This window comes from Pseudomonadota bacterium (assembly GCA_039028155.1).
Taxonomy (GTDB): Bacteria; Pseudomonadota; Alphaproteobacteria; order SP197; family SP197; genus JANQGO01.
Genome location: JBCCIS010000072.1, coordinates 1 through 19,521 on the forward strand (window position 1 = coordinate 1; position 19,521 = coordinate 19,521).

The 19,521-nt window shown below is 63.1% G+C and carries 19 protein-coding genes; 11 read left to right on the top strand and 8 right to left on the bottom strand.

Translation table 11 applies throughout. The annotated features are described in order from the left end of the window. Both AAF563_23225 and AAF563_23230 read left to right on the top strand, forming a co-directional pair. Window positions 1-946: GMC oxidoreductase (locus AAF563_23225; protein MEM7124210.1), on the top strand; the 946-nt coding region annotated here is incomplete at its 5' end. Window position 947: 1 nt separating this feature from the next. Continuing rightward, window positions 948-1,700 carry an SDR family oxidoreductase gene (locus tag AAF563_23230; GenBank protein MEM7124211.1) on the top strand — a complete coding sequence of 251 codons (753 nt, stop codon included), beginning with the start codon at window positions 948-950 and terminating at the stop codon, window positions 1,698-1,700. Between the two features lie 6 nt (window positions 1,701-1,706). On the opposite strand, the gene AAF563_23235 is transcribed toward AAF563_23230, so the two are convergent. Beyond that, window positions 1,707-2,084 (bottom strand): VOC family protein, encoded by a 378-nt coding sequence (locus AAF563_23235; GenBank protein MEM7124212.1) that lies wholly within the window; start codon window positions 2,082-2,084, stop codon window positions 1,707-1,709. Window positions 2,085-2,101: 17 nt separating this feature from the next. After that, window positions 2,102-2,776: a phosphoglycolate phosphatase gene (gene gph, locus AAF563_23240; GenBank protein ID MEM7124213.1), complete on the bottom strand. Its 675-nt coding sequence runs from the start codon at window positions 2,774-2,776 to the stop codon at window positions 2,102-2,104. Window positions 2,777-2,958: 182 nt separating this feature from the next. Here gph and glmU point away from each other — a divergent pair, with 182 nt between their 5' ends. Further along, window positions 2,959-4,347 (top strand): bifunctional UDP-N-acetylglucosamine diphosphorylase/glucosamine-1-phosphate N-acetyltransferase GlmU, encoded by a 1,389-nt coding sequence (glmU, locus tag AAF563_23245; protein MEM7124214.1) that lies wholly within the window; start codon window positions 2,959-2,961, stop codon window positions 4,345-4,347. A gap of 6 nt (window positions 4,348-4,353) precedes the next feature. Beyond that, window positions 4,354-6,177, top strand: coding sequence for a glutamine--fructose-6-phosphate transaminase (isomerizing) (gene glmS, locus AAF563_23250; GenBank protein MEM7124215.1), 1,824 nt, complete (start codon window positions 4,354-4,356; stop codon window positions 6,175-6,177). Between the two features lie 9 nt (window positions 6,178-6,186). On the opposite strand, the gene AAF563_23255 is transcribed toward glmS, so the two are convergent. Beyond that, the gene (locus tag AAF563_23255) at window positions 6,187-6,699 is read right to left on the bottom strand and encodes a pentapeptide repeat-containing protein (protein MEM7124216.1); all 513 of its coding nucleotides are present in this window, start codon (window positions 6,697-6,699) and stop codon (window positions 6,187-6,189) included. A gap of 251 nt (window positions 6,700-6,950) precedes the next feature. Here AAF563_23255 and gabD point away from each other — a divergent pair, with 251 nt between their 5' ends. From gabD to AAF563_23270, 3 genes are read left to right on the top strand one after another with little or no spacing between them, the layout of a single operon-like run. Then, a complete protein-coding gene (gabD, locus tag AAF563_23260; GenBank protein MEM7124217.1) occupies window positions 6,951-8,408 on the top strand; it encodes an NADP-dependent succinate-semialdehyde dehydrogenase in 1,458 nt (485 codons plus the stop codon). Window positions 8,409-8,434: 26 nt separating this feature from the next. Continuing rightward, a complete protein-coding gene (locus AAF563_23265; GenBank protein MEM7124218.1) occupies window positions 8,435-9,370 on the top strand; it encodes an ABC transporter ATP-binding protein in 936 nt (311 codons plus the stop codon). Further along, on the top strand, window positions 9,367-10,845 hold the full coding sequence (locus AAF563_23270) for a hypothetical protein (GenBank protein ID MEM7124219.1): 1,479 nt from the start codon (window positions 9,367-9,369) through the stop codon (window positions 10,843-10,845). Before AAF563_23265 ends, AAF563_23270 begins: the two co-directional genes overlap by 4 nt. On the opposite strand, the gene AAF563_23275 is transcribed toward AAF563_23270, so the two are convergent. After that, complete coding sequence (locus AAF563_23275) at window positions 10,833-11,831, bottom strand: aminotransferase class IV (protein ID MEM7124220.1); 999 nt, start codon at window positions 11,829-11,831, stop codon at window positions 10,833-10,835. The genes AAF563_23270 and AAF563_23275 overlap by 13 nt on opposite strands. A 196-nt stretch (window positions 11,832-12,027) precedes the next feature. On the opposite strand from AAF563_23275, the gene AAF563_23280 reads away from it, so the two are divergent. Beyond that, window positions 12,028-12,981 carry a cation diffusion facilitator family transporter gene (locus AAF563_23280; protein MEM7124221.1) on the top strand — a complete coding sequence of 318 codons (954 nt, stop codon included), beginning with the start codon at window positions 12,028-12,030 and terminating at the stop codon, window positions 12,979-12,981. Here the strand turns inward: AAF563_23280 and AAF563_23285 are convergent. From AAF563_23285 to AAF563_23295, 3 genes are all read right to left on the bottom strand, one after another. Next, window positions 12,978-14,477 carry a pyridoxal-dependent decarboxylase gene (locus AAF563_23285; protein ID MEM7124222.1) on the bottom strand — a complete coding sequence of 500 codons (1,500 nt, stop codon included), beginning with the start codon at window positions 14,475-14,477 and terminating at the stop codon, window positions 12,978-12,980. The genes AAF563_23280 and AAF563_23285 overlap by 4 nt on opposite strands. A gap of 158 nt (window positions 14,478-14,635) precedes the next feature. Then, entirely contained in the window at window positions 14,636-14,959 is a 324-nt protein-coding gene (locus AAF563_23290; GenBank protein ID MEM7124223.1) for a hypothetical protein, read from the bottom strand. A 122-nt stretch (window positions 14,960-15,081) separates the two neighbouring features. Next, window positions 15,082-16,335 carry a cytochrome C gene (locus tag AAF563_23295; GenBank protein MEM7124224.1) on the bottom strand — a complete coding sequence of 418 codons (1,254 nt, stop codon included), beginning with the start codon at window positions 16,333-16,335 and terminating at the stop codon, window positions 15,082-15,084. Window positions 16,336-16,468: 133 nt separating this feature from the next. On the opposite strand from AAF563_23295, the gene AAF563_23300 reads away from it, so the two are divergent. After that, window positions 16,469-16,861: a VOC family protein gene (locus AAF563_23300; GenBank protein ID MEM7124225.1), complete on the top strand. Its 393-nt coding sequence runs from the start codon at window positions 16,469-16,471 to the stop codon at window positions 16,859-16,861. Between the two features lie 38 nt (window positions 16,862-16,899). Continuing rightward, entirely contained in the window at window positions 16,900-18,273 is a 1,374-nt protein-coding gene (gor, locus tag AAF563_23305; GenBank protein MEM7124226.1) for a glutathione-disulfide reductase, read from the top strand. Here gor and AAF563_23310 read toward each other — a convergent pair. Next, entirely contained in the window at window positions 18,252-19,184 is a 933-nt protein-coding gene (locus AAF563_23310) for a LysR family transcriptional regulator (protein MEM7124227.1), read from the bottom strand. The genes gor and AAF563_23310 overlap by 22 nt on opposite strands. A gap of 133 nt (window positions 19,185-19,317) precedes the next feature. Here AAF563_23310 and AAF563_23315 point away from each other — a divergent pair. Next, window positions 19,318-19,521 (top strand): pirin family protein (locus AAF563_23315; GenBank protein ID MEM7124228.1); only part of this gene is annotated, 204 nt, incomplete at its 3' end.

Genomic DNA, 19,521 nt, shown 5'->3' on the forward strand with positions numbered 1-19,521 from the left:
AGGTGTGTCGTACAAGCGCGACGGGCAGGAACGCGAAGCGCGCGTCGGGCGCGAGATCATCGTGGCGCAAGGCGCCATCGGCTCACCTCAGCTTCTGATGCTGTCGGGTGTCGGCCCGGCTGACGATCTGCGCGCCCTTGGTGTTGATGTCGTCGCCGACCTGCCCGGCGTCGGACAGAACCTTCAGGACCATCTGAACATCCCCGTGCAGTTCAAGTGTACCGACCGCAGCGCGACCTATGACCGCTGGCAGCGGCCGCATCGCGCCTTGTGGCTTGGCGCGGCCTATTTCCTTTCCGGTGGCAAGCTGGGTCCGGGCGGCAACGCCTTCTGGTCCGCCGGCGCCTTTTCGACCGGTGGTGAGGATCCGGACGTACCGACCTTTCAGGTCTTCTTCACGCCCATGGTGATCGAGGAGGATCTGCGCACGAACACCAAGAAGGCGCTCTCTGGCTTTCAGCTCGACGTCAACCAGATGCGCCCGGAAGCGCGTGGCTGGATCAAGCTCCGGTCAACCGAGGCGAGCGATCATCCGGTGATCGAGCCGAACTATCTGACCGAGGAGCGCGATCGGCGCGAGTTTGTCGACGCCGTCAAGTGGGCGCGCGAGATCGTTGGTCAACCGGCCTTTGACCCCTTCAGGGGTGACGAGATCGCACCAGGTGCGCGTCTGACGACCGATGAGGAAATCCTGGAGGGTGTCGCCCGGGGCGCGCAGTCCGGGTATCACCCGGTCGGCACCTGCAAGATGGGCATCGACAGCGATCCCATGGCGGTCGTCGATGCTGACCTGCGGGTGCGCGGTGTCGAGGGCCTGCGCATTGTCGATGCCTCGGTGATGCCGATCCTGGTCACCGGCAACACCAACGCGCCGACGGTTATGATTGCCGAGAAGGCGTCTGACATGATCCGCGGCAAGGCGCCGCTGCCGCGTGCGGAGATCTGAGATGGCGGACGGGACGCAGCCCACAGCGATTGTCACCGCAGCCAGTAAAGGCATCGGTGCGGCGTGCGCGCGCGAGCTCGCGCGGCGCGGCTACAGGCTCGCGATCATGGCCCGCTCGGACGCCATTCTTGATGTCGCCGGCGAAATCGGCGCGCAGGCGTTTCAAGGCGACGTAACGAACACCGAGGACCTCGCGCGTTTCGTCATGGGCGCCCACGAACACCTTGGCCGGATCGATGCGTTGGTCGCCAACACGGGCCTGTCGACAGACAACGGCGGTTATGATGGGTCGTTTTTTGACAGCAAGCGCAGCGCCAGCATTGTCGACTATGACGATGCCTTCTGGATCGACATGTTCGACATGCAGTTCATGAACGTCGTGCGCCTGGCCCGGCTGGTGACACCGATCATGAAGGCGCAGGGCTCCGGTGGAATCGTCAACATCTCGGCCATGATCTCAAAGGAACCGCATCCGGCCTATCCCAGTTCGTCGACGATTCGCCGCGCCCTCGACGGCTACACCAAACTCTATGCCGATCGCCATGCCCGCGACGGCATCCGTATGAACACCCTGTCTCCAGGGTTTGTCAGCAACATCGAATGGAATGAAGCACAGCTTGATGCCGTGCCGATGGGCCGTCCGGTCAACCCGGAAGAGCTCGCCCGCATCGCCGCGTTCTTGTTGTCGGAAGACAGCGCCTACATCACCGGCCAGAACATCCTGGCCGATGGCGGCTTCAACCGCGGTGTTTGATTGTTTCTAGAGCGGCTTCCTGCGGTTGGCGTCGACGATTTGGACGCGCCAGCCGTCGGGGTCGCGCAGGTTGATGTTGGTGCGCCCGGTCGAGGCGACGTCATGGGGCGGCTCCTCGATCCTGATATCGGTCTTCGCCAGGCTGTCATAAGCGGCGTTCACGTCGTCGGTGCGGAACGCGATGTGGTTAATGCCGATGACTTCCTCGCCGCCGACCTCGTGCAGTTCGAAGATCGGCTGGTTGTCACCCGGCAGCTTGAGTTCGGCGGACTGGCCATGGTGGCTTGTGCGGGTGAGGACCTCGAAGCCCAGCTTCTCCAGATAGGCGATATAGGCGTCGAGGTCGCGCACGATGATCTCGATATGGTCGATGGCCGTCAGCATGGGATCGGTCCCTTGTGTCAGAGGGTTGGCATGAGGTCCGGCAGCTCGTCGAGCCGGTCGATCAGCGCGTCGCCATCAAGCTCCTCAACCGGGATCGCCGTGTAGCCGTAGCGCACGAGAACGGCCGGCATGTCGAAGGCGCGGGCCGCCGCGACATCGGCCTTGCTGTCGCCGACCATCAGCGCGTGGGTACCGTCGACGCCGAGCTCGTCGAGGACCGCGCCCAGGTGGCGGGGGTCTGGTTTCATGGCGCCGGTGGTGTCGCCGCCAACGACGGAATCCATGTAACGGGTCAGGCCGAAGTTCTCGGCGACCACGTCGGTCGCCTCCTGGCGCTTGTTGGTGCAGATGCCGAGTTTCAGGCCTTGGCCGTGCAAAAGTTGGATGGTTTCCATCGCGCTCGGGTAAAGGCTGGAGAGCCGGGTGCTGCGCGGCACGTAGCAGGCGCGGAATCGCTCGACCGCCCAGTCGATCCCTTGTTCGGGATCACCGCCGGTCATCTCCATGATGCGCTCGAGCAGCCCGGCCCAACCCGAGCCGACCATTTCGCGGATCATGGCCTCGCTCACCGCGACCCGGCCCAGATCGGCCAGCACCATATTGATGGCGTCGGCGATATCCGGCGCGCTGTCGATCAAGGTGCCGTCCAGGTCGAAGACGACGGCGCGGAAGCGGTGGGGCGAAGGCGGCATGAAAACTCTCAAGCTGGACGATTGCGCAACCTATTGGGCCTCGGCCCGGTGTGCAACGGCGCGTGTGGCGCGACTGAAGGTCCTGTAAAGGATTGAAAGATAACGTGACTTGGACCCTGGAAAAGCCCTGTGGCAGGGTCCGGGCCGATCTAGAGTTGAGATGTGGGTCTTCTCTTTACGCCATGACCGAGGAATTGGTTCTGCCATCCGTTGCCGCCGTTGTCCTGGGCGCAGGCCTGGGCACGCGCATGAAATCCGACCTGCCCAAGGTCCTGCATCCGATCGCCGGGCGGCCCATGGTCAATTTTGTCCTGGAAGCGGTCGGCGCGCTCGATCCCGAGCGCACCATCGTCGTTATCGGCCCGGACATGGATCAGCTCGCCGCCGCCGTGGCGCCGGCCACCACGGCGGTCCAGGACGAGCCCTTGGGTACCGGCCACGCGGTGATGGCCGCGCGTGGCGCGCTGAGCGGATTTCCTTCAGGCGAGGGTCCGGCCGACGTGCTGATCCTGTTTGGCGACGCCGCCATGATCGAGGCTCAGACGATCCAAGGCCTTATTGCCGCGCGACGCGAGGCCGATGCCGCGGTCGCCGTGCTCGGTGTCAACGTCACCACCGAGAACCGCTATGGCCGTCTGGAACTGGCCGATGACGGCAGTCTGGCGCGGATTGTCGAGTTCCGTGACGCGTCGGAGACACTGCGGGCTTCGACGCTGTGCAACTCCGGCATGATGTCCGTCGATGCCGCGCTGCTGCCGGGCTTGCTCGACCAGGTCGGCAACGACAACGCGAAGGGCGAGTACTACCTGACCGAGATTGTCGCTCTGGCGCGCGCGGAAGGTCGCCGTTGTGTGGTCTTGGAGATCGATGATCCCGAGGACCTGATCGGCGCCGACGACCGCGCGGACCTCGCCCGCTTCGAGACAGCGATCCAGGCGCGGCTGCGGCAAAGGGCCATGGTGAACGGTGTTCACTTGATTGCGCCTGAGACGGTTTTTCTCAGTTATGACACAATTCTAGAGCATGATGTAAAGGTGGAACCTCATGTCGTTTTTGGCCCCGCCGTCAAGGTCGGCGCAGGCACGGTCATCAAGAGCTTCTGCCATCTGGAAGGGGCGGTGGTCGCGCCTGGCGCGCGCGTCGGTCCCTATGCCCGGCTCAGACCCGGCGCCGAGATCGGCGAGGGCGCGCATATCGGCAACTTCGTCGAGATCAAGAACACGGTGTTCGAGGCAGGCGCCAAGGCCAACCATCTGGCCTATGTCGGCGATGCCCGTGTCGGCGCCGGCGCCAATGTCGGGGCAGGGACCATTACCTGCAACTACGACGGGTATCTGAAGCACCTGACGGAGATTGGCGCCGGGGCGTTCATCGGCTCCAACTCCGCGCTGGTGGCGCCGGTCAAGGTCGGCGATGGCGCGATTGTCGGCGCGGGCAGCACGATCACCCGCGACGTCGCCGATGACGCGCTCTCCATCACCCGGCCCGAGCAGGTGACCCGCGAAGGCTTCGCCTCGCTCTATCGCGAACACAAGGCCGCCGAGAAGGCGCGCCGCAAGAAAGAGGGATAACCGGCTATGTGCGGCATAATTGGGATCATCGGCACACGCGAAGCAGCCCCCATTCTGGTCGACGGTCTGAAGCGCCTGGAGTACCGGGGCTACGACTCCGCTGGTATCGCGACCCTTGTGAACAGCCACATTGAGGGCTGCCGCGCGCCAGGCAAGCTTGCCAATCTGGAGGCCAAGCTGTTGGTCGATCCGGTGCCCGGTACAGTCGGTATCGGCCATACCCGCTGGGCGACCCACGGCGAGCCGACCGAGACCAACGCCCATCCGCACATGACCGAGAAGGTGGCGGTCGTCCACAACGGCATCATCGAGAACTTCCGCGAACTGCGCGACGAGTTGATCGCCGAAGGCCGCAACTTCCAGAGCGACACGGATACGGAGGTCGTCCCCCAGCTCATTACCCATTTGATGCAGCAGGGCCGTACCGCGCGCGAGGCGGTCGCCGAGGCGCTGCCGCGTCTGCGCGGCGCCTTTGCCCTTGGCATCCTGGTCGCCGGCGAGGATCAGATCATGATCGGCGCGCGGCGCGGCAGCCCGCTGGCCGTCGGCTGGGGGGACGGGGAAATGTTCCTGGCGTCCGATGCCCTGGCGCTTGCGCCCTATACCCAGCGCGTGTCGTACCTGGAGGACGATGACTGGGTCGAGGTCACGAGAGAAGGCGCCACGGTCTTCGATGGTACCGGCAACCAGGTCGAGCGGCCGGTGATTGTGACCCAACTGTCGGGTGCCGCGATCGGCAAAGGCAACTATCGCCACTTCATGGCGAAGGAAATCCACGAGCAGCCGGAAGTCGTGGGCCAGACGTTGCACGCCTATTACGACGCGCTGAACGATCGCGCGGAGTTTCCAGGCCTGGATATCGACCTGTTCGAGGTGCCGAAGATCACGCTCGTCGCCTGCGGCACGGCCTCGCTGGCCGCGCTGACGGCGAAGTACTGGCTGGAGAGCCTTGCCCGCATTCCCGTCGAGGTCGATGTCGCCTCGGAGTTCCGCTATCGCCAGGCGCCGATGCCGAAGGGCGGCATGGCGCTCTTCGTGTCACAGTCGGGCGAGACCGCTGACACGCTGGCCGCGCTGCGTTACGCGCGTGAGCAGGACCAGTACATCGTCACCCTGACCAACACACCGACCAGCACCATGGCGCGCGAATCCGACCATGTTCTGCTGACCCGCGCTGGGCCGGAGATCGGTGTCGCGGCGACCAAGACCTTCACCTGCCAGCTCGTTGTCCTGGCGACGCTCGCTGTCGTCGCCGCAGAGGCGCGGGGGACGATTGACCGTGGCGAGGCGGCGAAGAAGCTCGCCGCGCTCGGCGATCTGCCCTCGGCCATGAGCGAGGTCCTGAAAAGCGAGGCCGCAATCGAAGAGGTCGCGCGCTCCCTGAACGAGGCCCGAGACGTGCTTTATCTGGGGCGTGGTCCGAGCTACCCGATTGCCCTTGAGGGCGCGCTGAAGCTGAAGGAAATCTCCTATATCCACGCCGAGGGTTATGCCTCGGGCGAGATGAAGCACGGGCCGATCGCGCTGATCGACGAGCATGTGCCGGTCATCGTGATCGCGCCGTCGGACGAGCTCTTCGAAAAGAGCGTGTCCAATCTGGAGGAAGTCGCCGCGCGTAAGGGCCGGATCATCCTGATTACCGATGAAGCCGGCGCCCAGGCGGCCGGCGGTTCGGCCGAGCACGTCATCACCGTGCCCCAGGTCGACCCCTTCGTGTCGCCGCTGGTAACCTGCTTGCCCGTGCAGCTCTTGTCCTATCACGCAGCGGTGCTGCGCGGCACCGATGTCGATCAGCCGCGCAACCTCGCCAAGAGCGTTACGGTCGAATAGGTCAGTCGGTCAGCAGCCTGACTGGTCGCGGCTGCCGTCCGGTAACACCGTGTGGCACAGGACTGCGCCCGTTAGGGCACCGGCATCGAGCGTTGCACCCTTGAGTTCGGCGAAGCTCAAATCGGCGCCCTCGAAGGTGACGCCTGTGAGGATGGCGTTGTTAAGGATCGTGCCTTCCATGCCTGCGAAGGTCATATCGGCGCCTGACAAGTTGGCGCCGGTCATGTCGGCGCCGCCGACATTGGCGTTGGCGAGATCGGCATTGGAGAGGTCGGCGCCCACCAGGTTGGTGTAGATCAGATCGGCACCGGTAAAGTCCGTCGCCCGCAGATTGGCCTGGGCCAGGTCGGCGCCAGGCAGATAGGCGCCCGTCAGGTTCTCGCCGCTCAGATCGACGCCCGTCAGGTCACATTTCTTGCACTTGAGCTCGCTCAACAACAGGCGCTCATCACCAATATCGAAGGCTTGCGCCGGAACGGCGGCAAACCCCAAAACCACCCAAGCAGCCAAAAAGATCCGCATCGTTGTCCTCGGAGAATGTTGTTGCCCATAAACCGGCAGCGTTGGCCGGTAGGTGCCGTACCAAGCACCCATGTCTTCCCCATGGACGTAAGGCTAAACGACCTCGCTCGATTGCGCCACAGTTCACCGTTTTCGCGCCAAGATGGACCAGGTCCGGCAACCTTGCCTATGCCACAACCTTGCCTATAGTGCGCGCCACCGCCACATCATCAAAGAAGCGGCCGGCCGTGCCGCGCCGAGGAGGAGTTCCCATGAAGCTAAGCGACCCCACTCTGTTCCGCCAGCAGTGCTACATCGATGGCGCGTGGTGCGATGCCGATTCCGGCGAGTCCATCGATGTGCGCAACCCGGCCACTGGCGAGACATTGGGCACGATCCCGCGCATGGGCGCTGCCGAGACGCGGCGCGCGATCGAGGCGGCCGAGAAGGCCATGGTCGATTGGCGCGCCAAGACCGCCAAGGAGCGCGCGGTCATCCTGCGCAAGTGGTTCGACCTGATGATGGAGAACCAGGAAGACTTGGCCGTCATGATGACCATGGAGCAGGGCAAGCCGTTGGCCGAGGCGCGCGGCGAGATCGCCTATGCCGCTTCGTTCATCGAGTGGTTCGCCGAGGAGGGCAAGCGCATCTATGGCGAGACCATTCCGACCCACATGACGGACCGGCGCATTGTGGTGATGAAGGAACCGATCGGTGTCGTCGGCGCGATCACGCCATGGAACTTCCCATCGGCCATGATCACCCGCAAGGCCGCCCCGGCGCTTGCCGCCGGCTGCACCTTTGTCGGTAAGCCCGCGACCGAGACGCCGTATTCGGCCTTCGCGTTGTGCGAACTTGCCGAACGTGCCGGCATCCCGAAGGGTGTGCTCAGCATCCTCTCCGGCAAGTCTAGCGAGATTGGCGAGGAGCTGACCAAGAACCCGATTGTCAGGAAGATCACCTTCACGGGCTCGACCTCGATCGGCAAAAAGCTGATGGAGCAATCTTCCTCGACCGTCAAAAAGGTAACCATGGAGCTGGGTGGCAACGCGCCGTTTTTGGTCTTTGAGGACGCCGATATGGAAGCCGCCGTCGAGAACGCGCTCGCTTGCAAGTTCCGCAACATGGGCCAGACCTGCGTCTGCGCCAACCGCATCTACGTGCAGTCAGGCGTCTATGACGAGTTTGCCGAGAAGTTTGCCGCCAAGGTCAAGACCATGAAGGTCGGCAACGGTCTCGACGACGGCGTGGTGCAGGGTCCGCTGATCAACGAGGCGGCCATTGAAAAGGTCGAGGAGCACCTGGAAGATGCCACCGGCAAGGGCGCGCGCGTGCTGGCCGGCGGTAAGCGTCACGATCTCGGCGGTACGTTCTATGAGCCGACCGTCGTCGCCGATGTCGATCCGCAGATGATGGTGGCGCGCGACGAGACCTTCGGACCGCTCGCCCCGCTGTTCCGTTTCGAGACTGAGGATGAGGCGATCCAGCTCGCCAACGACACGGAGTTCGGCCTGGCGTCCTATTTCTTCAGCCGCGATTTGGGCCGGGTCTGGCGTGTCTCCGAGGGACTTGAGTACGGCATTGTTGGTGTCAATACCGGCATCATCTCGACCGAGGTGGCGCCGTTCGGCGGCGTCAAGGAATCGGGTATCGGACGCGAAGGCAGCCATATCGGGATCGAGGAGTATGTCGAGACCAAGTATGTCTGCATGGCGGGTGTGAACGGCTGACCGAAACGACCACCCATAACCCGGCGGTGCCCGACCCGGATATAGTCCGGGTTGATGATCTGGTCTTTGACTACCCGACCCAGCGCGCGCTCTATGGCGTGTCGTTCGAGGTAACCAAGGGCAGCGTGACGGCCCTGGTCGGGCCCAACGGCGCCGGCAAGACGACACTGATGCGCTGTATGGCCGCGCTGGAGACGCCGTTTGAGGGGCGGGTTACGATCGGCGGCGACGACATCCACGAAGATCCGCGCGCCAGTCACCGTCAGATCGGATATCTCTCGGACTTTTTCGGCCTCTATGACGACCTGACGGTCAGCCAGTGCCTGCGTCACGCGGCGGCCATGCACGGCCTGAGCCTTGTCGAAGAGCGGGCAGCGGTTGACCGCGTCGTCGATCTGCTTGATCTCAGGGAGCTCGCCACTAAGAAAGCTGGCGAGATGTCGCGCGGCCAGCGTCAGCGTCTGGGGATCGCGCAGGCCATCATTCATGATCCGCCGATGGTGTTGCTGGACGAGCCGGCCTCGGGTCTTGATCCGCTTGCCCGCCAATCCTTGTCGGGGCTGTTGCTGCGCCTGCGCGAACGCGGCATGACGCTGATCGTCTCGTCACACATCCTGGCTGAGCTGGAAGACTATTCGAGCCACGCGTTGGTCCTCGACCACGGGCGGCTTGTCGACCACCGCGCGCTTAGCGGTGACACGAGCCATGTGCGTCTTCGCCTGGATGTCGTCGAAAACACCGAAGCGCTCGCGGCCTTTTTGAAGGCGCGGACCGGTATCGACGAACTGGTTCTGGATGACGGTGGCGCGACGTTTCGCGCCCTGCGCGATGTCGGTTTCCGCCGCGATCTCCTGCGTGATCTCGTCGGTGTCGGCGTACCTGTGATCGGTCTCAAAGAAGAAACGCTAGGCTTGCGCGAGATCTATCGCGAGGTCGCCTCGGGCAAGGGGGCGGGCTCATGAGACTCAATCCGGAGTTCCGCCGCTATATGTGGATGGAGCTGTCGCCGTTCCGCGTCATTGGCATGCCGGTGGTGCTCGGTGGCATCTTCCTGTTGGCCGGTATCGCGACTCATGAAAGCGGCGAACCCGCCGGCGGCACCGATATGTATGAGACGCTTGTCGGCACCGCGATCGTCGTGGCCATCCTGATTTTGCTCTTCTGGAGCACGCGGCTTGCAGCCAGCGCCCTGGTCCAGGAAATCGCTGACAAGACATGGGACGCCCAACGCCTCTCGTCGCTCGGCCCCTGGGGCATGACATGGGGCAAGCTCATCGGCAGCACCGTCTACGCCTGGTACGGCACCTTCCTGGCATTGCTCGTCATGTGTGTCTCATTCGCCATGTGGGACAGCATCAGCGGTGGCGTTGCGCGCACTTTTGGCGCGGAAGTCGGTGTTGTCATTCTCCAATCGATCATTGGTTTGATCGCGTTCGGCATCATGGTGCAGGCAACGGCGCTCGTTGCCGCTTTAACCGCCATGCACCAGCGCGAGAAGACACGGCGCTTCGACGTCAGTCTCGCCCAGTTCGCCGCGCTGGTCGTCGCCATCGTCGTGTCGTCGATGCTGGACCGCTACATCGATGGGCCGGCGGTCTGGTATGGCGCGGCCGTCGACGGTCGGTGGTTTGCCGTGGTCAGCGTCATCGTCTTTGCGTTATGGGCGGTCGTCGGCGTCTGGCGGCGTATGCAGATCGAACTGCAGGTCCGGACCTTGCCCGTTGTGTGGCCGGTCTTCGTCATCTTTCTCGCCGCGTGGATGGCCGGCCTGGCGTGGCCGGAACGTCTCACCGGCAGCTACCGCTACGTCTTTCCGATCGTCTTCGGCACTGTCATCATCATCTTTGCGAGTTACGTGCCCGCGCTCTTCGAACGGCTGGATCCCGTCCGTATCCGTCAGCTCTTCGCATCCATGCGCGAAGGTCGGTTTGGCGGTGTGCTGGCCGGTGCGCCGCTATGGTTGATCAACCATGGCGTCGCCCTGATCGCCGTCGCGGCAACGACCGTCTACATCGTGACCTTGCCGAAGGAGGACGCCGCCGCCACGGCATTCAACATGTGGGCTAGTGACGGCACGACCATGGCGACCGTTGCCGGTACGCTGATCGCGCTCTTCCTCTTCGTGACACGCGACCTCTTGCTACTGACATACGCCTATCTTGGACAGACCACACGGCGCGCGGTCGCCGGCTGGCTGATCTGGCTGGCCGTGCTCTACCTGCTGATTCCAGCGATTCTATCGGGGCTCGGCATGTTCTCGCTGCTGCCAGTGTTCGTGCCGATCTGGGATGTGCCGTTCGTCGATTTCACGGTGCCGCCGGTCGTCTGGCCGTTGGTCCACATCGCGGTTGTCAGCTTCTTGCTCACCATGCGCTGGCGCCGCTTCAGCAGCGACACGATCATCGCGCAGCCAGCCGCGTCAGGTCAGCCGTCGTAGTCGACCGGGGTCGTGTGCCAGCCTTCGTCGTGTTTGGCCCAGTAGGTCTCGTGAAGTCGTCTGGTGATGGGGCCGGGTCGACCGTTCGACAGGATGCGCTCGTTGATCTGGCTGATCGGCATAATGCCGCCGGCGGTTGACGCCATAAAGATCTCGTCGGCCTCGAGCAGTTGGTCCCGTGTGATGTGATCGTTGCGGTTGGGAATGTCGAGCAAGTCGCACAGCTCGTGGACCGATTTGCGGGTCACGCCTTCCAGCGCGCCATGGACGGGGCTCACGACGCAGCCGTCGAGGACGGCGAAAACGTTGGCGCCGGGACACTCCGCTACATAACCGTCGGGCCCGATCAAGACGGCGTAGTCGGCATCGTTATCCTCAACCTCGAACAGCGCATTGGTGAAGTCGCCCCAGTGATAGTTCTTGATGGTCGGGTCGACGGAATGGCGCGCGATACGCGGCACCTCGGAGACGATCATGCGCCCGCCGGTTTCCTGCATCTCCGGCTTCATGATCCAGACGAACGGGATGGCGTAGCAGATCAACTGATTGCCGCCCTTGAAGTTGCTGGGCAGGCGCTTGGGCCACGACGGATCCGGGATGCCGCGCGTCATGACCATGGCGACATAGGCATCGCGCAAACCTGAGCGGCTGACGCACCCCATTAGAATGTCGCGCAGGCCGTCGTGGTCGACCGGGAGTTCCATGCGCAGACCTTTCACCGAGTTCTCGAAACGGGTGAGGTGGTCTTCCAGCCGGAAGAAGGCGCCGTGCCAGACATGGACGACGTCATAGGTGACGTCGGACCTGACAAAACCCCAGTCGAAGACGGAAACCTTGGCGTCGGCCGCCGGCACGAATTCGCCGTCAACCCACGCGGCCCCTTTTGACCAATCAACGCCAGGCTCGTCCATATGTGGTTTCTCGACCGCTGCCATCACTGCCTCCGACTCCAGATTGTCGCCGTATTCTAGATCCTGATCGGCCACGATGTCAGGTCCACGGACAACTGGCCGCTTTCGTCATCAATCGCTAGAGCAGATCCTGCTTTAATGGGATCGTTTCGCAATGCCATCAAGGCAGGTGAATCTGCTCTGTTCATAGAGATAGATCGGATTCGCGTGATCGGGTGGAACCGGCAACCGGTTCCACCCGATCACGATCCGATCTAGTGTCTCCGCCGTCATGGATGTGCACGGATCTAAAAAGGTCATCTATGCCGCGCTCGCCGGCAACGGGCTGATCGCCATTACCAAGTTCGGAGCGGCCATGTGGACCGGCAGTTCGGCGATGCTGAGCGAATCCGTCCACTCGCTGGTCGACACTGGAAACCAGGGGCTTTTGCTCTACGGCATGAAGCGCTCGGACCGGCCGGCCGACAACACCCATCCGTTCGGCTATGGCATGGAGCTCTATTTCTGGGCGTTTGTCGTGGCGATCCTGATCTTCGTCGGTGGCGCGACCATCTCGATCTATGAGGGCATCCATAAAATCCAGCACCCCGAGCCGCTGAAGGACACCTACGTCAACTACATCGTGCTCTCTATCGCCATTGTCTTCGAGGCAGGAGCGTGGTGGGTCGCCTACCGGGAGTTTGACCGCCAGCGTGGCAAGATGTCGCTGTGGCGCGCGGTCAGGCGCAGCAAGGACCCGACCGTGTTCACGGTGCTTTTCGAGGATACGGCCGCCATGCTCGGTCTGATCGTCGCCATGATCGGCATCGCCCTGGCCGAGATTTTGGAGATGCCGGTGCTGGATGGCGTCGCCTCCATCGGCATCGGCGCCATCCTGGCAGCGACCGCGATCCTGCTGGCCTATGAATGCAAGGGCCTTCTGGTCGGCGAGGCGGCGAGCCCGGAAATGCAGGAGGACATCCGCCGGCTGATTGCGCGCCAGCGCGGCATCCACCGGGTCAACGAAGTGCTGACCATGCACATGGGTCCTGGCGACATTTTGGTGAACATCTCGATCGACTTCGAGGACAGCTTGGACTCCTCCGATGTCGAGGAGGTCATCACCAATCTCGAACGCATGTTGATGCAGCGTCATCCCGAGATTACCCGGGTCTTCATCGAGGCGCAGGCCTGGGCCGATCACCGCCGCCGCTGGCGCCGCTCCGGCGACCACAGGAACGACTAGCGGTCCCTTAATCGCGCGTCCGTCTCGCATGCGGTCTGTCGCAACAATGCGATCATGTGGTCGATGCCGTCCTGGGTCAGCCGGTGGTTGACGAAGCACGGGCGGAAACACCGCCGGCCGTTCAGATCCGTGCCCGTGATCAAGCCATCGCCTGCCTGCTGGATGACCCGTTCGGTTTCTTCGTTGAGACGGTCAAGATAACCGTTGTCCGGCGCATCGCTCTTGAGATCCGGCGGCACGTAGCGAAAGCAGCAGACGCTGAGCGATGGCTTTACCATTAGCTCGAGATCGTCGGCGGCATCGACCATGCGCGCCAACCGCTGGGTCATCGCCAGGTGTTCGTCGACCATGGCGCTGAGGCCAGCGAAGCCGATCTGCTTGATCGCGACCCAGACCTTCAGCGCGCGGTCGCCACGGGTGAGCTCCCAGCCGTGATGCCAATGATCGTGCGCGTCGTGACCGTCGGCCATGCGCAGGTATTCGGGCACCAGGGTGAAGGCGCGCGCCAGGACGTCCCATGAACGCACGAGGACGCAGCCGGCTTCATAGGGCACGTTGAGCCACTTGTGCGGGTCGACGGCCATGGAATCCGCGCGCTCCAGCCCCTCGAAGAGCGGCCGTGCGCGTGGGCTGAGTGCGGCCACAGCTCCATAGGCGCCGTCCACATGGAACCAGAGGCTGTGACGCTCGGCGAGGTCGGCTAGGGCAGTAAGGTCATCGACCGCACCAGTGTTGGTCGTACCCGCATTGGCGATGATGCAGAACGGCTGGCGCCCGTCGGCTTTGTCGCGCGCAATGGCCTCGTCCAATAGGTCGGGCCGGACACGAAACTCCTCATCGACTGCGATCCGCCGCAGCCCGCGCGAGCCAAGCCCCATCAGGCGGAACGCCTGGTCCAGACAGGCATGGGTCTGGGTCGAGCCATAAGCGATGAGCGGTTGGTGGTCTGCGATGCCGTCTTCGCGCACGTCCCAGCCGGCCTTGGCCACCCGCGCGGCGGCGAGCGCCATCAGGTTGGCGCCGGTGCCGCCGGTCGCCATGTAACCGGCAGCGTTGTCGCCAAAACCCAGCATCTGGCCCAGCCAGCGCGCGACCGTCGTTTCGATCTCGGTCGAACCCGGCGTCAGTGTCCAGGTGTAGGGATAGAGCCTGAGCGAGGCCACCAATCCCTCGACCAGACCGGGCAGGGCGAGCGCGGAAGACGAGACATAGGACATCAGCCGAGGGTGGCAGTAGTTCGCAGAGGCCGGCAGCAACTCGTCGCGGATCAGATCCAGGATCGCGTCGGCGTCCATGCTGTCTTCCGGCGGCGGCCCGCCGAACTGCTGTGCCATACGCTCGGGCGACTGGGGTGGTGGATAGACGCCGCGCCGGGTGGGGTCGGTGAGTTCGTCGGCGATGATGTCGACAACCCGGTAACCCAGGCGCCGGATTTCGTCGGCGCTGATCTCGAGGGGGGCGCGGCGGTCTTGATGTGTCGTATTGATATCGTTCATGGCATCTCCGTTCCCGGCAGGCACCGGGCGACCCATACGGCTGGTCGCCGAGAGCTTGCGACCGACGGAGCCGGCAACGCAACCTTGCGTTGGCTACAAATCCAACACACGCATGTTTTTCTGGGAAACGCCGACAGTGGCGGCGAGGTCTCTGTGGCTCAGCCGCCGACGGACCGGGCGGTAACGCGATCGTCGGCACACACGCGGATCGATGACAGGCTGACGACACGGCCATTGCCGTGGCCGTTGGCTACCGCCACGGTCTTCGTTCCGTTCTGCCGTTCGCTCAAGGCATCGTACTCGTAAAGGCACGCATAGGCTTCGCGGATGGACGCCCGGTTGCCGTTGACCTCGAGGTCGTTGAGCGCGCGCAGCAGTTCAAAATGAACCAACGTCGCCAGAGGGGTGCGCGATACCAGACGCTGTTCCGCCGTCGCCTGGCGGATCTCGTCAACCATTGCATCGAATGTCGGCACACGCATGCTCGACCCCTTGCCACTGAGCGGTGGCAGAATAGGGGAAAGCGCCAGGTTTACCCGCGTTCATTGGGTGTACTCCGATGGTACGCACGCGCGTCATCCCGATGGCTGATGGGGTCAATGCCTCAGTTGTCGCCGTCCCCAGGCATTTCTGTCACGCGCAGGATGCGGTTGGTGCTGCTTTGGTGGATCAGCAGATCGCCGTCGGCGGTGGGGCGCATGTGGCGGACGATGCCCGCATAGACGTCGCCTGATGGGATCGCCCAGCTCTGAAACGTCTCGGTCGCCGGGTCAAACCGCACGAGAACGTCGGGCCGCATACCCGACTCGTTGTACCAGACGATGTCGTCGATGATCGCGATGGCGTAAGGATGCGACGACGGCCCGCTGGGCGAATCCCATTCCCGGAAGACGCCGCTCTTGGGATCGTAGTGGCCCAGGCGTCCAAGCGACGAATTGACGTACCAGATCGTTCCGTCGCTTGCGATGTCGAGACGTCGGCTGCGTGCGTCCGCGTCAGGCAGGTCGATCTCCGTCAGTTCCATCGTCTCCGGATCGACTTTGATCAGGCAGTTGCTGCCGTTGCACGAGACCCACGGCACACCGTCGTGGTCGAGCTTGATGCCATAGGGCCGTGCGTTCGGCGTTGCGACTTCGGCCAGCACGACGTCGCCGGTCGCGGTGTCGAGGCGACCTATGAAGTTGCCGTGTTGAACCGTGAAGAACAGGCGGCCCCGTTCATCGACGATGCCGGAATGCGGATCGCGTGCGGCCGGGTCCGGCATGTCATAGACGGTGATCGCTTCGGTCTCCGGGTCGAGGACGCCGAGCGATGCGTTCTTGTTGCCGGTGTACCAGACGTTGCCGGTCTCATCGACGATGACGGTGTGCGGATGGGCGTTGGCCGGCAGCATGTACTCGGTCATCGCGCCGGTCTCCGTGTCGATACGCCCGATCATGTTGCCGTACTGACCTGCCCACCAGATCGAACCGTCCGGCGCTTCGGCAGGATCGCGCGAGCGTTGACCGAGCGTCGGCACGACCCATTCTTCAAAGGCGATCTCGGTATCGCCCGGGACCAGGGTCGGCGCGCGATGATCGTTCGGTGCGAAGTGCTGGGCCAAATAAGAGCTGATCGTGTCCTCGTCCTCGGGCACGGCCTTAAGGTCGATCATGGTCGCGATTAACGCCTTCCATTCGTCCTGGCTGTAACCGGAACTGCGCTCGATGAGATTGGTGTTGTGACAGCCGGTGCAGAACCCTTCAACGAGGTCCCTGCCGGGCCCTTCCGGCAGATCGGCCGTGACGTCCGACGCCGCCGCACCCAGCATGGCTAGGCCGCCAACTAACGAAACCACCGATAACGTGAACGTGTGCAAGGACCTATCCTCCGTTGCGCGCCTTTCATCGGCGCTTGTTCTACGGCAGGGTATGACATTCAGGTGTGTTTGGCCCGAACGCAACGTGCTCAATGCACGCGAAGCTGGGCCAAATTATGGAGGGGAAGGCAAGGTGGCACGCATAACCGGTATCGGCGGTGTCTTCTTCAAGGCGCGGGATCCCGCTGCCCTGGCGGCATGGTACCGCGATGTGCTGGGCTTGGAGACGGAGACTGGCGGCGCGGTGACCTTTTCCTGGGCCGACGATCCGCAGCCCGGCGGTACCGGCCACACGGTCTGGGGGCCGTTTCGCCAGGACACCACCTACTTTGAGCCCAGCGAAAAGCCTTTCATGTTCAATTTCCGTGTCGATGACCTCGATGGCTTCCTGGCGCGTCTGCGCGAGGCCGGTGTGAGCGTCGATGACAAGACCGAAAGCCACGACTACGGCCGTTTCGGTTGGGCGATGGATCCCGAAGGCAATCGCATCGAGCTCTGGGAACCGACGGCCGTGACACCACATTAGCCATGGCGATCGGGTAAGCGTGGACTGAGGAGAAGAAAGTGGCCGAGTACGATTATGACCTTTTTGTCATCGGTGGCGGGTCCGGCGGCGTGCGTTGCGCGCGGTTTTCTGCCGGTTATGGCGCCCGCGTCGCGATCGCCGAGGAGCGCTACTGGGGCGGTACCTGCGTCAATGTCGGATGTATACCAAAGAAACTCTTCGTCTACGGGTCCCAGATCGCCGAGGAGTTGAAGGACGTCGCCGGCTATGGCTGGCAGGTCGGCGATGTCAGGTTCGATTGGCAAAAGCTGGTCGCCAACAAAAATGATGAGATTGGCCGCCTGAACGGTATCTACGACCGCATGTTGCGCGCGGCCGGATGTGATGTCATCGACGGCCACGCGGTGATTGTCGATCCGCACACGGTGAAGGTCGGCGACAAGACCTACACCTCACGCTACATTCTGGTGGCGACGGGCGGTTGGCCGTTCGTACCGGAGTTCCCGGGCAGCGAACACGCGGTCACGTCGAACGAGCTGTTCTTCCTGGACAAGCTGCCGAAGAAGATCGTCATCGTCGGCGGCGGTTACATTTCCGTCGAGTTCGCTGGCATCTTCAATGGCCTCGGCGTCGAGGTAACGCAGCTCTACCGTCGCAATCTCTTCCTGCGAGGGTTCGATCGCGACATCCGCGAGTTCCTGGCCGAGGAGATGCGCAAGAAGGGCATTGATCTGCACTTCAATTGCGACATCACCATGATCGAAAAGAGTGGTGACGGCTTCGTCGCGACGCTGGACCGCGGCCAGACGGTCGAGGCCGATCTGATCTTCTATGCAACCGGCCGCCGGCCGCTAACGGAAGGCCTCGGCTTGGAGAAAGTCGGCGTCAAGCTGACCGACAGCGGCGCGATCGAGGTCGACGAGCTCTTCCAGACATCGGTGCCATCGATCTATGCGCTGGGCGATGTGGTCGGGCGCATGGAGCTGACGCCCGTCGCACTGGCCGAAGGCATGGCCGTCGCCAAGTGCCTATTCGCCGGTGAACGGCAGACTGTGCATTACGACCTCGTGCCGACCGGCGTCTTCTCTCAGCCGGAGATCGGTACGGTCGGCTTGACGGAAGAAGAGGCGCGCGAACGCCATGTCGATATCGAGATCTACAATTCCGAGTTCCGCGCGCTCAAACACACGATGACAGAGAACCACGAACGCACGTTAATGAAACTGGTTGTCGACAAGAAAACCGACCGCGTCGTCGGCGCGCATATGGTCGGCGCCCACGCCGGTGACCTGATTCAAGGTATCGCGATTGCGATGAACGCCGGTGCGACAAAGGCTGTCTTCGACAAGACAATTGGCGTGCACCCGACCAGCGCTGAGGAGTGGGTTACCATGCGCGAACCGGTGCGCGGTCAGGAAGAAGCGGCGGAGTAGACCTTCAGGCCTTCATCCCAATAGGGCTGATCGCCGAAGCGCTGCGCCAGAAAGTCGATGAAGACGCGCACCTTCGCTGACAAGAAACGGTGCGGCGGATAGATGACCGAGACGTCCGCGGGCTCCCGCTCCCAACCGGGCAACAACTGGACAAGTTTGCCTGCCCGCAAGTCATCACCTGAGATAAAGGTTGGCAACAGGACGATGCCGCGTCCGCGCACGGCTGCGTCGCGCAGCACGTCACCGTTGTTGACGCACAGATGGCCGGGGACCGTGACCGTCACCTCATCGGCCCCGTTCTTGAAACGCCAGCGCACGTCAGTCGCAAGGTGGCCGTAGGTCAGGCATGTGTGGTCCGCAAGATCGTCGGGCTGTTGCGGTGCGCCATGCGCGGCCACGTAGTCGGGCGAGGCGACAAGCGTGTGGTGTGAGACGCTGATGCGCCGCGCAATCATGCTTGAGTCGGCGAGCTCGCCGATGCGCACGCCGATATCGAAACCGCCGTCGATCATGTCGACCTGACGGTCGTTCATGATCAGCTGCACCTGAACCTCGGGATAGCGCTCCATGAAGTCGCTGAGCGGTCCTGCCAGATGCAGCATGGCAAACGACATCGGCGCGTTGATGCGCAGTCGCCCGCGTGGCTCGTCGTGCAGGCTGGAGACGGCAAGTTCCGCCTCCTCCACATCGGACAGGATGGCAACGCAGCGATCGTGATAGGCGAGCCCGACCTCGGTCGGGCTGACTCGGCGTGTCGTCCGGTTTAGCAGCCGCGCGCCCAACTGCTTTTCCAGTTGCAGCACACTCTTGCTGACGCCTGCACGGGTCATGCCAAGCTTTTCGGCGGCGCCGGTGAAACTCTTGCTCTCCACCACCTGGGTGAAGACACGCATGTTGGTCAGGCGGTCCATAAGCCTCTCATTGTCAACAGCCAGTTTCCATTGTGGTGCAATTCAATCGAATTGTCATCCGCGTTGTGAGGCCCATCTGTAGGCCTGTGTGATGCGTAACCCTTGTGTCCTGCGATGAAGAGGAGATGACGCCATGTTGACCATGAGACGTGCCGAAGACCGCGGCCATGCCCATTTCGGCTGGCTGGACAGTCGCCATACGTTTTCGTTTGGCAGCTATCACGACCCCCGCCACATGGGTTTCGGCCCGCTGCGCGTCATCAACGACGACCGGGTGATCCCCGACGCCGGGTTCGAGACCCACGGCCATCGCGATATGGAGATCGTGACGTATGTG

Excerpts from the sequence above, each read along its gene's own strand:
- AAF563_23230 (MEM7124211.1), top strand. The coding sequence starts at position 948 with ATGGCGGACGGGACGCAGCCCACAGCGATTGTCACCGCAGCCAGTAAA.
- AAF563_23235 (MEM7124212.1), bottom strand. The coding sequence starts at position 2,084 with ATGCTGACGGCCATCGACCATATCGAGATCATCGTGCGCGACCTCGAC.
- gph (MEM7124213.1), bottom strand. The coding sequence starts at position 2,776 with ATGCCGCCTTCGCCCCACCGCTTCCGCGCCGTCGTCTTCGACCTGGAC.
- glmU (MEM7124214.1), top strand. The coding sequence starts at position 2,959 with ATGACCGAGGAATTGGTTCTGCCATCCGTTGCCGCCGTTGTCCTGGGC.
- glmS (MEM7124215.1), top strand. The coding sequence starts at position 4,354 with ATGTGCGGCATAATTGGGATCATCGGCACACGCGAAGCAGCCCCCATT.
- AAF563_23255 (MEM7124216.1), bottom strand. The coding sequence starts at position 6,699 with ATGCGGATCTTTTTGGCTGCTTGGGTGGTTTTGGGGTTTGCCGCCGTT.
- gabD (MEM7124217.1), top strand. The coding sequence starts at position 6,951 with ATGAAGCTAAGCGACCCCACTCTGTTCCGCCAGCAGTGCTACATCGAT.
- AAF563_23270 (MEM7124219.1), top strand. The coding sequence starts at position 9,367 with ATGAGACTCAATCCGGAGTTCCGCCGCTATATGTGGATGGAGCTGTCG.
- AAF563_23280 (MEM7124221.1), top strand. The coding sequence starts at position 12,028 with ATGGATGTGCACGGATCTAAAAAGGTCATCTATGCCGCGCTCGCCGGC.
- AAF563_23285 (MEM7124222.1), bottom strand. The coding sequence starts at position 14,477 with ATGAACGATATCAATACGACACATCAAGACCGCCGCGCCCCCCTCGAG.
- AAF563_23290 (MEM7124223.1), bottom strand. The coding sequence starts at position 14,959 with ATGCGTGTGCCGACATTCGATGCAATGGTTGACGAGATCCGCCAGGCG.
- AAF563_23310 (MEM7124227.1), bottom strand. The coding sequence starts at position 19,184 with ATGGACCGCCTGACCAACATGCGTGTCTTCACCCAGGTGGTGGAGAGC.